General features: G+C 58.3%; 14 protein-coding genes. 3 read left to right on the forward strand and 11 right to left on the reverse strand.

Annotation, left to right across the window (positions count from 1 at the left end):
• The first annotated feature begins 58 nt into the window (after positions 1-58).
• Together ACVBAU_RS14735 and ACVBAU_RS14740 are read left to right on the forward strand one after the other, a co-directional pair.
• Positions 59-1,957 (forward strand): OmpA family protein, encoded by a 1,899-nt coding sequence (locus tag ACVBAU_RS14735; protein ID WP_448326921.1) that lies wholly within the window; start codon positions 59-61, stop codon positions 1,955-1,957.
• 1 nt (position 1,958) lies between these two features.
• Positions 1,959-2,285, forward strand: coding sequence for a hypothetical protein (locus ACVBAU_RS14740; protein ID WP_005849689.1), 327 nt, complete (start codon positions 1,959-1,961; stop codon positions 2,283-2,285).
• A gap of 16 nt (positions 2,286-2,301) precedes the next feature.
• Here the strand turns inward: ACVBAU_RS14740 and ACVBAU_RS14745 are convergent, their stop codons facing one another.
• The 10 genes from ACVBAU_RS14745 to ACVBAU_RS14790 all read right to left on the reverse strand — a co-directional run bounded on the left by ACVBAU_RS14745 (position 2,302) and on the right by ACVBAU_RS14790 (position 10,974).
• A complete protein-coding gene (locus tag ACVBAU_RS14745) occupies positions 2,302-2,745 on the reverse strand; it encodes a molybdenum cofactor biosynthesis protein MoaE (RefSeq protein WP_448326922.1) in 444 nt (147 codons plus the stop codon).
• Between the two features lies 1 nt (position 2,746).
• Positions 2,747-2,992: a molybdopterin converting factor subunit 1 gene (gene moaD, locus ACVBAU_RS14750; RefSeq protein ID WP_138922662.1), complete on the reverse strand. Its 246-nt coding sequence runs from the start codon at positions 2,990-2,992 to the stop codon at positions 2,747-2,749.
• Positions 2,992-3,657 (reverse strand): CDP-diacylglycerol--glycerol-3-phosphate 3-phosphatidyltransferase, encoded by a 666-nt coding sequence (gene pgsA / locus ACVBAU_RS14755; protein ID WP_093731835.1) that lies wholly within the window; start codon positions 3,655-3,657, stop codon positions 2,992-2,994. The genes moaD and pgsA overlap by 1 nt, the downstream gene beginning before the upstream one ends.
• A 121-nt stretch (positions 3,658-3,778) precedes the next feature.
• Positions 3,779-5,644 (reverse strand): excinuclease ABC subunit UvrC, encoded by a 1,866-nt coding sequence (gene uvrC / locus ACVBAU_RS14760; protein ID WP_448326924.1) that lies wholly within the window; start codon positions 5,642-5,644, stop codon positions 3,779-3,781.
• Between the two features lie 284 nt (positions 5,645-5,928).
• The gene (locus tag ACVBAU_RS14765) at positions 5,929-6,708 is read right to left on the reverse strand and encodes an SDR family oxidoreductase (RefSeq protein ID WP_448326926.1); all 780 of its coding nucleotides are present in this window, start codon (positions 6,706-6,708) and stop codon (positions 5,929-5,931) included.
• A gap of 11 nt (positions 6,709-6,719) precedes the next feature.
• Entirely contained in the window at positions 6,720-7,673 is a 954-nt protein-coding gene (locus tag ACVBAU_RS14770) for a calcium/sodium antiporter (RefSeq protein WP_335744542.1), read from the reverse strand.
• Between the two features lie 173 nt (positions 7,674-7,846).
• Positions 7,847-8,644: a S49 family peptidase gene (locus ACVBAU_RS14775; protein ID WP_448326928.1), complete on the reverse strand. Its 798-nt coding sequence runs from the start codon at positions 8,642-8,644 to the stop codon at positions 7,847-7,849.
• A gap of 52 nt (positions 8,645-8,696) precedes the next feature.
• Positions 8,697-9,458, reverse strand: a complete 762-nt coding sequence (locus tag ACVBAU_RS14780; RefSeq protein WP_138922658.1) for an ABC transporter permease — start codon at positions 9,456-9,458, stop codon at positions 8,697-8,699.
• Positions 9,455-10,384, reverse strand: coding sequence for an ABC transporter ATP-binding protein (locus ACVBAU_RS14785; RefSeq protein ID WP_138922657.1), 930 nt, complete (start codon positions 10,382-10,384; stop codon positions 9,455-9,457). The genes ACVBAU_RS14780 and ACVBAU_RS14785 overlap by 4 nt, the downstream gene beginning before the upstream one ends.
• A 65-nt stretch (positions 10,385-10,449) precedes the next feature.
• On the reverse strand, positions 10,450-10,974 hold the full coding sequence (locus ACVBAU_RS14790; protein ID WP_138922656.1) for a CoxG family protein: 525 nt from the start codon (positions 10,972-10,974) through the stop codon (positions 10,450-10,452).
• A gap of 105 nt (positions 10,975-11,079) precedes the next feature.
• Here ACVBAU_RS14790 and ACVBAU_RS14795 point away from each other — a divergent pair, with 105 nt between their 5' ends.
• Positions 11,080-12,060, forward strand: a complete 981-nt coding sequence (locus ACVBAU_RS14795; protein WP_448326931.1) for a DMT family transporter — start codon at positions 11,080-11,082, stop codon at positions 12,058-12,060.
• Here the strand turns inward: ACVBAU_RS14795 and ACVBAU_RS14800 are convergent.
• Positions 12,057-13,019: an NADPH:quinone oxidoreductase family protein gene (locus ACVBAU_RS14800; protein ID WP_448326933.1), complete on the reverse strand. Its 963-nt coding sequence runs from the start codon at positions 13,017-13,019 to the stop codon at positions 12,057-12,059. The genes ACVBAU_RS14795 and ACVBAU_RS14800 overlap by 4 nt on opposite strands.
• Between the last annotated feature and the right edge of the window lie 38 nt (positions 13,020-13,057).

Genomic DNA, 13,057 nt, shown 5'->3' on the forward strand with positions numbered 1-13,057 from the left:
CCCGTGCCCTCGCAGGCGTATCAAAGCCTTCAATATCAACGGTCTCAGAAACGAGTTTATGCGCCTATCTGTACTCCTGATCATTGCGATGACCTTTACCGCTGCCGCATCCGTCTCTCTGGTGGCGGCAAGCTTTTCAGTCACATTGATCGAGGAGAACTCCGAGATCGGTGTTCGCGATGCCCTTGATGTAAAGGAGATGACATGGGCGGAGGTTGAGGCAGACGGGCTTCAGGTCACGCTGTCGGGCACTGCACCGAACGAAGTCGCCCGCTTTAATGCGCTAAGCACGGCTGGCACGATTGTTGACGCCGCGCGTGTCATTGACCAGATGGACGTGACGGCTCAGGCCGCCATCGCCGCGCCGAAATTCTCGGTCGAGATTCTGCGCAACGATTCCGGCGTGTCCATCATCGGGTTGATTCCCACCACCACGGACCGCGACGCTGCCATTGACCGTTTCAAATCTATCGCTGGTCAGGACCATGTGGCTGACCTGCTGGAATCAGCGAACTACCCCGCCCCCGACGGCTGGGAGGACGCCTTTGATTTTGCCATCTCCGCGATGGAGAAGCTGCCCCGTGCCAAAGTTTCTGCCGCGGCAGGTCGCGTGGCGATCACCGCCATCTCCGACAGCGCCGAGGCCAAGGCGCGTCTTGAAAACCAGCTAAACCGCGCGGCCCCTTCGGGGGTCGTGGTCACGTTGGACATCGCCGCCCCCCGCCCGGTGATCACACCCTTTACTCTGCGCTTCCAGATCGACGAAGACAGCGCCGGGTTTGACGCCTGCAGCGCGGACACCGAACAGGCCAGCGCCCGCATCCTCAAAGCAGCCGTCGCAGCCGGGGCCCCCGGTTCTGCCCGTTGCACCGTGGGGCTTGGTGTTCCAAGCCCGCGTTGGGCCGAAGCGGTAGAGAAAGCGATTGGCAGCCTTGCCAAGATCGGCGGCGGATCGGTCAGCTTTGCCGATGCCGACATTAGCCTGATTGCCGCCGAAGGCACCGAACGCGCCGTATTCGACCGCATCGTCGGAGAGCTGGAGAACGCCCTGCCAGACGTCTTCGCGCTGAATGCACGCCTGCCCCAGGCCGTAGACCCCGATGCGGGTCCGCCTGAATTCGTCGCCACCTTGTCGCCCGAAGGTCAGGTACAGCTGCGCGGCCGCCTCAGTGACGACGCGCTGCGCGAACTGGCCGACAGCTACGCCAAGGCAAGCTTTGGCTCCGACAAGGTCTATACCGCCGCCCGCATCGTGGATGATCTGCCCGCCGATTGGCCGACCCGCGTCCTGTCCTCGCTGGATGCGCTGTCCAAGCTGGCGAACGGCACCGTGATCGCCACCCCCGACAGTGTCAGCGTCACCGGCAACACCGGCAACCCTGATGCCAGCACACAAATTGCAACGCTGCTGGCGGGCAAACTGGGCGAAGGCAAGGACTACGACGTCAAAGTCGTCTATCAGGAAAAGCTGGACCCCGTTCTGGGCCTGCCCACGCCGCAGGAATGCGAGGCCGAGATCGCCAAGGTCGTCGCCCAAGGCAAGATTAACTTTGAACCCGGCAGTGCCACGATTGATTCGTCGGCCCTTGGGACGATGGATAAGATTGCTGAAATCCTGAAAGATTGCCGCGACATCGCACTTGAGGTGCAGGGCTATACCGACAGCCAGGGCCGCGAGGAAATGAACCTTGCGCTCAGCCAGTCGCGCGCGCAATCGGTGTTGAACGAACTGCGTGCCCGTCGCGTGATTACCGGCTCATTCGTGGCCAAAGGCTATGGCGAAGACGCCCCTGTCGCCTCTAATGACAGCGAAGAGGGCCGCGAAGCGAACCGCCGCATCGAATTTAAATTGATCAGTGAACAAACGACTAAGGATTCTGATGAAACAGCGCTGGAAAACGGCGCGGATACAGGCGATACAGGCACACCATCCGACCAGACCCAAGAAGGCAACTAACATGAGCAGAACCGAATTTGTCATCGCAACAGCGATTATCCTATTCGTCGCCTTCTGCCTTGGATGGTTCGCCAATTGGCTGTTGCACCGATTCACCCGAGTTGCCGCAGACGATGTCGCGCAGCTTGACCGGATGAGCCAGGAATTGCACGAGGCAGAAGAGACACGGGATCAGGCGATCACCTATCTGCAACAGCGCGAGGCCGAGCTGACCAACCAGCTTAACCAGACCGAAGCAGAATTGCGTGCCGCCATGGACGGGTTACGCGATGCACGCCACGAGGCGGAAGAAATGCGCGCCTATATTGATCGCCAACAGGCCAGCTAAGCACTCGGCGGGCCAGCTACCAGCGGGCCAGCGCATCTTCGTCCTCTGATTTGGACGCCACCCAATCCGCACCCTTTTCGGTAATCTCGCGCTTCCAGAACGGCGCGCGCGATTTCAGGTAGTCCATCAGAAACTCTGCTGCCTCAAACGCATCCTTGCGGTGCCGCGCAGCAGTGGCGACCATCATGATCATCTCGCCGGGCAGCAACCGACCGAACCGATGAATGACCAGTGCATCCCCTAGCGAAAAACGGGCCATCGCGGTCTCTGCCATCTCGGTCAGGGCCGCTTCGGTCATGCCGGGGTAATGTTCGATCTCCATCGCCTTTAACGGATCATCGGGCAGATCCCGCACGATTCCCGTAAACGTCACAATCGCGCCCATATCACGGTGACCGGCGACGAACGCCTGCGATTCTTGTCCCAGATCGAACGGGGCGTCCTGAACCGATATTTTCATCCTAGCCCCCTGTCATCGGCGGGAAAAATGCCACTTCGCGAACACCTTCCAACGACGCGTCAAAATCAGTCAGCTGCTGATCCACTGCCACCCGAAGGCCAGCGAGATCGGAAAACGCGACAGCATAGCGTTCCTCGCGGGCGCGCAATTCGTCGACCAACTCTGCGACAGTGCGGGCAGTTGTCTCTACCTTCTCGCGGGGAAGACCGATGCGTTCGCGCACCCACGCAAAGTACAAGATATTCATCAGCGGGGCTCCACCAGATGGGGCAGGGATTTGCGAAGGTAATCATAGCCGGTGATCGCCGTCAGAGCCGCCGCAATCCACAACAGGACAAGCCCAACACGCCCGGCCCAGATCATTCCGTGGAACTTCCACGTCAGCCCCAGAACGTCTTCTTCCTCGCCCGAAAGAATAGCGCTGACCATCGCGTTATCCATGCCGAAGATCGACATGCCAAAGTAGTGTTCAAACAGTCCCTGCCCAAACAAAACCGCAATCGCAACCATCTGTGCGGTGGTCTTCCATTTGGCCAAGGCCGTCACTTTCAATGTGCCCGACACATCACCTAGAAACTCGCGCAGGCCGGAAACGAACACTTCGCGGAACAGGATCACGGTGGCGGGCAAAACCAACCACGGCGACCAGCTTGAGAAGGCGACGATCACCATCAGCGCGATCACCACCATCGCTTTGTCTGCAATCGGGTCCAGCATCGTGCCAAGCTTGGTCTCTTGCCCCCAAGCGCGCGCCAGATAGCCGTCAAACCAATCGGTCACCGCTGCGGCGATGAACAGGAACATCGCCAGAGCGTCCGCATAGGGTCGCGTAAAATACAAGAACATCACAGCCACGCTCGGGGCTGCGACAAGACGCATCAGCGTCAGGATATTTGGGATATTCCACTTCATTCTGTCACCCTACAGCGCCAAGACGACAGGGGAAAGTGCCAAGACATCGCCTTCATTTTGCAAAATAAACTCCCCGCGGAGCGTCCCGCCCTTACCGCCACCCGCAGGCCGAAACCCCAAACTACCCGCGTTCATGGAAAAACGCATAAATTCGTTCAGCCAAAGCCACTGACACGCCATCGACAGCCTTCAAGTCGCTCAGGTTGGCGCGCCCCACCGCCTTGGCAGACCCGAAATGTGCCAGCAAGGCCCGCTTGCGCGCGGCACCGACACCAGGCACATCGTCCAGTGGCGTTGCGCCAACGGCTTTCGCGCGTTTCGCGCGGTGTGTGCCGATGGCGAACCGGTGGGCCTCATCGCGCAACCGTTGAATGAAATACAGCACCGGATCGTTGTGCCGCAGCGCCATGGGCCGTTGTCCCACACGGTAGAATTCCTCTTTGCCCGCGTCGCGGTCCACGCCCTTGGCGACACCCACCATCGGAATATCCTCGACCCCGTATTCGCGCATGATCGATGCGACTGCGCTCACCTGCCCTGCCCCGCCGTCGATCAGCAGCAGGTCTGGCCACATGCCAAGGCTGCGGTCTGGATCCTCCTTCAACAGCCGTTTGAACCGGCGGGTCAGCACCTCTTTCATCATGCCAAAGTCGTCCCCCGGCGTCAGATCATCGCCGCGGATATTGAACTTGCGATACTGGTTTTTCATCATTCCTTCGGCGCCGGCGACGATCATGCCCCCGACGGCGTTTGTGCCCTGAATGTGCGAGTTATCGTAGACTTCGATCCGCTGGGGCGGTCCCGGCAGAGCAAAGGCGTCGGCAATGCCTTTCAGAAGGTTCGTCTGGGTCGCCGTCTCTGCCAATTTGCGCGCAAGGGATTCGCGGGCATTGCGCAGTGCCCCGTCCACCAGTTCCGCCTTCTCACCGCGTTGGGGCACCACGATATCAACCTTGCGCCCCAGCTTGCCCGACAGCGCCTCGACCATCAGGTCAGGGTTTTCGATCTCATTCGACAAGATCAGCTGCCGCGGCGGCTCTCGGGTGTCGTAGAACTGGCCGATAAAGGCCTCCAGCACTTCGGCGGCATCGACGTCGGGCCCGACGCGGGGGTAGTAGTCGCGATTCCCCCAGTTCTGGTTGGCACGGATAAAGAAGACCTGAACGCACGCCTGCCCCTGATCCAGATGCAGCGCGATTATGTCGGCTTCGGCCACCCCTTGCGGGTTGATACCTTGGGCTGTCTGTACTTGCGTCAAGGCTTTGATGCGGTCCCGCAATGCGGCGGCGCGTTCAAACTCCATCGCCTCAGAGGCCTGCGACATTTCAGAAGCAAGCCGCCCCTGAATATCAGTCGATTTGCCGTTCAGGAATTTCTCGGCGTCCTGCACGGTTTTGCGATATTCGTCGGGCGAAATCTTACCCACGCAAGGGGCAGAACAGCGTTTGATCTGGTGCTGCAGACAAGGGCGCGAACGGCTTTCGAACATCGCGTCGGAACAATCGCGCAGCAGAAACACCCGTTGCAGCTGATTAAGCGTCCGGTTGACTGCACCGGCGCTGGCAAAGGGGCCATAGTAATTGCCTTTTTCCTTCTTGGCCCCGCGGTGCTTTTTGATCTGCGGATAATCGTGGGTCGCCGTCACCAGAATATTGGGAAAGCTTTTGTCGTCGCGCAGCAGCACGTTGAACTTCGGCTTGAGCTGCTTGATCAGATTCTGTTCAAGCAGCAGCGCTTCGGTTTCCGTTTTCGTGGTTAGAAACATCATCGAAGCGGTGTTCGAGATCATCCGCGCGATCCGCCCCGAATGCCCCGAAGGACGCGCGTAATTGCTCACCCGTGCGCGCAGGTTCCGCGCCTTGCCCACATAGAGCACACGGCTTTCCGAATCGAGCATGCGGTACACGCCGGGCGATCCATCAATCGTTTTGAGGTACGATTGAATCACCTGATGGCCGGTCTTCGGGTTTTCGTTAGCGTCTGACATTGATTCGAGTGTCCGGAACTTTTGGCTGCAACAGTGTTAACGGCGAAACAAGGTTAAACATACCCACCACTCTTGTGGATAACCTTGCATATAACTTTCATAGAAATCCGAAATCCCCATGTATCATTGGGCCTTCCGGTGTTTGCCTAAAATTTAGGCACACCTGCAAGGCATTGAAATATATGGATATTATAATTAACACTTTGCAACCCACTGATAACGCGTTCCTTTTTGTAACAGTTTCGCTTCGGCTGTCGCGACAGTGCAAAACTTTACCGGAAAGCCTATTCGAGCCCTTGCACGTCGGGTGTTTTCCAGCCTAGGTGCTGCCCCCCGTCGGTGCAAATTAACTGCCCCGTTACCGAAGGTGCATCAAGGAAATAGCCTAAGGCAGCGGTGATATCCGCGGGATTCGCCCCGCGTTCAAGTATCACCTTCGCGCGCTGACCGGCGAAATGAGCGTCAGTCTGCTTGGCCCCTTTCAGGGTTGGCCCCGGACCAATGGCGTTCACCCGTATCACTGGTGCCAGGGCTTGCGCAGATGTCTGCGTCAACGCCCACAGCCCCATTTTGCCGATGGTATAGGTCATGAACTCTGGCGTGAGCTTGCGCACCCGTTGGTCCAACATGTTAACGATCATACCCGCCGCGAAAGGTTCACCTTGCGCATCGGTATTGGCCTCTAGGTGTTGCGCGGCCATGGCTTGGGTCAGGACAAAGGGCGCACGCAGATTGCTCCCGATATGCCGGTGCCAACTTTCCTCGGTCGCGGTCGAGATATTGTCATATTCAAAGATCGACGCGTTGTTCACAAGGCAGGTAATCGGTCCGCCAAGCACCTCTGCCGCACTGGGAAGCAGCGCCTGCGTGGCTGCTTCATCCAGCAGATCAGCCTGCAAGGCCACGGCGCGTTGGCCTTTGGCTTTCAGCTCAGCTACGACCTCATCCGCAGCTCCGGATGAACTGTTGTAGTGCACCGCGACATCATATCCGCGATCGCCCAGATACAGCGCCATCGCACGTCCAAGGCGCGCACCTGCTCCGGTTACCAACGCATGTTTCATATCGCACCTCTTTAGAGCAGAATCGCCGCCATATACCCTGCATAAATCGCACAAAGCAGGATGCCCCAGAGGCGGGTGATATCACGCCCCAGATAAACAAAGGGGATCAACATAAGGGACGCACCCAACATCACCCACAGATCAATCCGCAGGAATTCCGGATCAACAGTGATCGGCCCCACCAGGCTGGCGACCCCGATGATGCCGAGAAGATTGAAAAGGTTCGACCCGATCACGTTCCCCAAAGCGATATCAGCCTGACGCCGGAGCGCGGCCATCACGGTCGTCGCAAGCTCTGGCATAGAGGTACCGATGGCCACGAGAGTCAGACCGATGACCGTATCGCTCACACCATACGCCCGTGCGATGATCGACGCATTGTCGACCAGCAGCCCTGCACCAAGCGGCAGCCCCACAAGCCCGAGCACCAGAAACACAGCGATACGCCAGCCCGGCATGTCAGGGTCTGCCCCCTCGGGCTCTTCCAGATCACCGGCGTCAGCGCCCTTGCAAGCGTGGCGGTGCTTTCTGCTGTCACGGTACATATCGAACAGGACAAAGACCAACGCCCCCAGCAGGATGAAACCGGCCCACAGATCAAACACACCGCGCATGGCAAGTGCGATAAACATCAGCGAGGCGAGGATCATCATGTTGAAGGTTTTGCGGGTGTTGCATTCAGATGTGTGCATCGTCGCCAACAAGGCCGGCACGCCCAGCACCAACAGAATGTTCGCCGTGTTCGACCCCACAACGTTGCCCAAAGCGATCCCCGGAGCGTTATCCAAAACCGCTTTTATCGACACCAGCAGTTCAGGCGCAGACGTCCCGAAAGCGACAATCGTCAGGCTGACGATTAAAGCGGGCACGCCAAGGCGCAAGGACAGGTTCACTGCCCCTTTTACCAGCGCATCCCCGGCCAGCAACAAAATCACCAGCCCCAAAACACTTAGAACCCAAGGCATAATCATCCGCGTTTACCCCCGCATCCGCAGGGGGATTTCCCAATGCGATAGCGACCACAATTGTTACATTTCGTCTGGCTCAGACGCTTGCCGCCTAGCCAGTGCATTTTTCCGAACCATGCAAGCGTGCCCATGGCGACCAGAAACAATAAGACAATTTTAAAAATCATGTGTCAGAGCCCAAACCGCGCATAGGTCGCGCGTTCTTCGATACTGTCTACCGCGTCGCCGATGATCTGCGCGCCAAAGCGGGACAACAGCCCCTTCTTCGTGCCGTAGCGGTTGAATTTCACCTTGTCGCCAAAGCGTTGTTTTATCATCGGCCGAAGATGCCCGATGCCATCGATCAACCCCAGTTCGGTTGCACGCTTCGCCAGCCATACCTCGCCAGTGAAAAGGTCGGTATCAGGGGCCAGTTTTGCGCCGCGACGTGATTTTACGTGATCGATGAAATTCTCGTGGATGTCGTCCAGCAGTTGTTTCAGCCGCGCGACGTCCTCGGGCTTTTCGGGGCGGAAAGGGTCCAGCATCGATTTAGACTGACCAGCGGTGTAAACCCGCCGTTCAATACCATGCCGCTGGATCAGCTCGTCTGCGCCAAAGGATGCCGAAATGACACCGATCGACCCCAAAACCGAGCTGGGGTCGGCATAGATTTCATCTGCCGCCGCAGCCAACCAATATCCGCCAGATGCCGCGACATCTTCGACAAAGGCGATGACAGGGATGTTCTTTTCCTCGGCCAAGCGACGGATACGTGCGCCTATCAACGAAGATTGGACAGGGCTGCCACCGGGGCTGCTGATCTCAAGCACGACAGCAGCGGGCTTACCACGATTGAATGCTTTATCGATTGCAGGGCCGATGCCGCTATCGTTGAGGCCACCGCGCGTGCGGCCACCAATCACACCAGACAACCGCACCACGGAAACCGTCGGGCGGGACGTCAAAAAGGGAAGGTATTTTCTCATACCTTCCCATGTAGAGTGCACCCTGCCGGCAAACAAGGAGGCCACGCGAGACTTACTGCCTAATCCGCCAACCGGTCCGGAAAATCCAGCCAATCACCGCCAAACACAGCGCCGTAAAGCCTGCAATGGCAAACAAGCTGGTCACAATCGGCACATCTGCCGATCCGAAGAATGCCCAGCGAAAGCCCGAGATCAGATAGACCACGGGGTTGAAATGCGAGATCACCTGCCACACCGGCGGCAGCATGGAGATCGAATAGAATGACCCCCCAAGGAAAACCAAAGGCGTCACGATCAGCAACGGGACAAGCTGCAACTGTTCAAAGTTGCCTGCCCAAATACCGATGATGAATCCCATCAACGAAAAGCTGATGCAGGTCAGCACCAGAAAGGTCACCATCCAAAATGGATGTTGGATAGTTATATCTACAAAGAAAAACGCTGTGATCAGAATGATCACCCCGATAAACAACGCCTTGGTCGCCGCTGCCCCGACATATCCGCAAACAATTTCGATAAAGTTAACTGGCGCAGATAAAAGCTCGAACACCGTGCCGATAAACTTGGGGAAATAGATCCCAAAGGACGCGTTCGAGATCGACTGCGTGATGACGCTCAGCATGATCAAACCGGGCACGATAAATGCACCATAGCTGATGCCCTCAACCTCTTGGATACGGCTGCCGATGGCGGCACCAAACACCACGAAATACAGCGATGTGGACAGCACGGGCGAGATCAAGCTTTGCGTGATGGTGCGAAAGAAGCGCGCCATTTCAAATGCATAGATGGATTTGACTGCGATCCAGTTCATGCCGCGTCCTCCTTTACCAGATCGACGAAAATATCCTCGAGACTGCTTTGCGAGGTCTCTAGATCTGACAGAACCAAGCCCGCAGCCGCCACGTCAGATAGGAGCTTCGTAATCCCCGTCCGCTCTGCCCGCGTGTCATAGGAATAGATCAATGCGTGCCCGTCGTCGGACAGGGTCAGCGCATCAGACGCAAGGCTTGCGGGAATTGCGTCAATCGGCTGGGTCAGCTGGACGACCAGTTGCTTTTTGCCCATGCGTGACATCAGCTTGTCTTTATCCTCGACCAACAGCAGCTCGCCGTGGGCAATCACGCCGATCCGGTCGGCAATCGCCTCGGCTTCTTCGATGTAGTGGGTTGTCAGAATGATGGTGACGCCACTGGCCTTCAAGTCGGCGACGATGTTCCACATATCGCGGCGCAGCTCGACGTCGACACCGGCGGTGGGTTCATCAAGGAACAAGACGCGGGGTTCATGCGCCAATGCTTTGGCGATCAGGACGCGCCGCTTCATCCCACCGGACAAGGCACGGATCTGACTGTCTTTTTTGTCCCACAGCGACAGCTGCCGCAGGATCTTTTCAATCGCAGCATCATCTTTGGGCTTGCCAAACAACCCGCGCGAGAAACGCACAGTGCTGATGACTTTCTCGAAGGGTTCAAGGTTGATCTCTTGCGGAACCAGCCCGATCATCGAGCGTGCGCCACGGTATTCGGTGACCGTGTCAAAACCGCCCACCGTAACGCTGCCGCCTGTGCCGGTTGTAATTCCACAAACCGTTGAAATCAGGGTCGTTTTGCCTGCGCCATTGGGGCCAAGCAAGGCAAGAATCTCGCCCTCACGGATGTTCAGCGACACGCCTTTCAGCGCCTCGAACCCATCTGCATAAGCCTTGCGCAGGTCGGTAATCTTTACGATGTCAGGCATTGGCGTCTCCGGTGTTGTTGGCCGGAAACTAGACTGATTACGGCAGAGTGAACAGGCCCAACCCGTCAGCTTTTGCTGCGACCGAACCAGCCCTTTTTCTCTGCAGGTGCCTCCGCCCCTTCAACGGCCTCGGCAGATACCGCCTCCGCGGGGCCTTCAAGTGTCTCTTGCAGGTTATTAAAAAACTGATCCGCCATTTTTTTGGCAAACCCGTCAATGATCCGGCTGCCAAGCTGCGCCAGTTTGCCACCCACCTTGGCTTCGACGTCATAGGTCAGCGCGGTGCCGCCATCGACAGGGGCAAGCGACACGTCCGCCGCGCCCTTGGCAAAGCCCGCGGCCCCGCCCTTACCTTCGCCGCTGATCTTGATCGACTGGTCGGGCACCATATCGGTCATGGTGACCTGCCCCTTGAACGTCGCTTTGACGGGGCCGACCTTTTGCACAACCGTCGCCTCGAACCCTTCCTCGGGGGAGCCCGTGACTTCGGTCGCCCCCGGCACGCATTTGATCAACATGTCAGGGTCCAGCAGCGCGGCGTATACCTCGGCCGGGCTGGCTGCGATCTGGCGGGTCTCTGACATTTTCATGGGGCGCTCTCCGTTGAAGGTTTTGCCACAGCCTAGCGCAGTTCAATTGACGACGCCAAGGCGAAACGCGCTGGACAGGATTTCGCGACATGGTAGAGCGGTGAAATGGAAGTACACGTACAAAACCGCGCCGGTGCCGCGATCGCTTTTGTCCTTGCGGGGGTATTTGCGATTTCGATCAACGACATGCTGATCAAGCAACTGTCAGGGGGCTATCCCCTGCATGAAATCGTCTTTGCGCGGGCCCTGATCGGCATCATCGTTGGGTTGGCTTTGGTGCAGGTCGAGGGCGGCTGGCGCATTTTAAAAACCCGTCAGGCCCATTGGCACGTGCTGCGCGGATTGCTGGTGGTGATCGCCAATATGACCTTCTTTCTTGCCCTCGCCGCCCTGCCCTTGGCGGATGCCACGGCGCTGTTCTTTGTTGCCCCGCTGTTTATCACGCTGTTGTCGATCCCGATCCTTGGCGAAAAGGTCGGCGTCATGCGGCTAAGCGCGGTGGCCGTCGGATTCGTCGGCGTGATCATCATGCAGCGCCCTTGGGCCGATGCGCAGTCACTACAGGCCTCGCGGTTGGTGCTGTTGTTGCCCGTGGTGTCGGCGTTGACCTATGCGCTGAACCAACTGATGACGCGCAAACTGGGGGTGCATAGCAAGGCCTCGGCCCTGTCGGTCTATATTCAGGGGGTCTTCTTGTGCGTGTCGCTCGGCTTTTTCTTGCTCGCGGGGGATGGCAGCTTTGTCACGACCGACAGTACGCCGTCGATGGTGTTTCTGCTGCGCGCCTGGGTTTGGCCTGCCGCAGGTGACGCATGGATTTTCCTCGCCCTCGGGTGCAATGCGGCGGTCATCGGATACTGCCTAAGCCAAGCGTACCGCATCGCCGACGCCGCCACAGTCGCGCCGTTTGAATATATCGGTCTGCCGCTGGCCGTGTTCTGGGGGCTGGTGATTTTCGGCGACTTGCCCGTGTGGGAGGTCTGGGTTGGCATCGGCCTGATCCTCGGATCTGGTCTGTTCGTGTTCCTGCGCGAACGGCAGAAAGCTAAGGTCGCGGTCAAGTCACCGACGGGGCGGCGCCACTAGCTGACCTGCACGATGACCTTGCCCGTCGCCTTGCGCGTGCGCAGCAAATCCAGCGCTTCGTTCGCCTGATCCAACGGCAATACATGGCTGACATGGGGCTTTATCTCGCCCGCGCTATACCAGTCGATCAGTACCTTGAAGCTGTCGGTCAGCACCTGCGGTTTAAAGTTCTTGTACCCGCCCCAGAAAAACCCCAGCACATCGATGTTTTTAACCAACAGGATATTGGCGGGGATCTGCGGCACCTCGCCCGAGGCAAACCCAAGCGGCAGAATACGGGCTTCGGGGTTGCAGGCACGCAGGGCGGCTTTGAACTGGTCGCCCCCGATAGGATCATAGACCACATCCGCCCCGCCCAAGGATTTGACAACCTCGCGGATGTCATCCATTTCTGAATCAATCAGATGATCCGCACCGGCGGCGCGGCAAATCTCTAGCTTGGCGGCCCCACGGGCGCAGGCGATGACCTCTGCCCCCATCAGCTTGCCCAGCTCAACCGCGGTCAGACCCACCCCGCCCGAGGCCCCCAGCACCAGCAGTCGTTCACCAGGTCTCAGCCGCGCCTTATAGTCCAGCGCCACATGGCTGGTGCCATAGGCCACAAGAAAGGCAGCGGCATCCTCTGCGGGCATGTCATTGGGAATCGGCACGCAAACATTGGCGGGAATGGCCGCATATTCCGCCAGCCCCAGCAGACCACTATACGCCGCGATACGCTGACCGACGGCAAGATCGGTAACCCCTTCGCCCACGGCGGCAACGCTGCCCGCCAGTTCCATCCCCAGTGTAAAGGGCAGATCGGGCTTTTGCTGGTATGTGCCTTTGATCATCAACAGATCGCCAAAGTTAAGGCCGCAGGTTTCGACCTTGATCAGCACCTCGCCAGCGGCGGGCACGGGCATTTCCAGCTCTTGCTCTGACAAAGGCTGATCATAAGCGGTGACTTGCATGGCACGCATGGGGGGCTCCTTGGGTTATTCTACGCAAAAGGGCCAGA

The organism is Sulfitobacter sp. M13 (assembly GCF_053474885.1).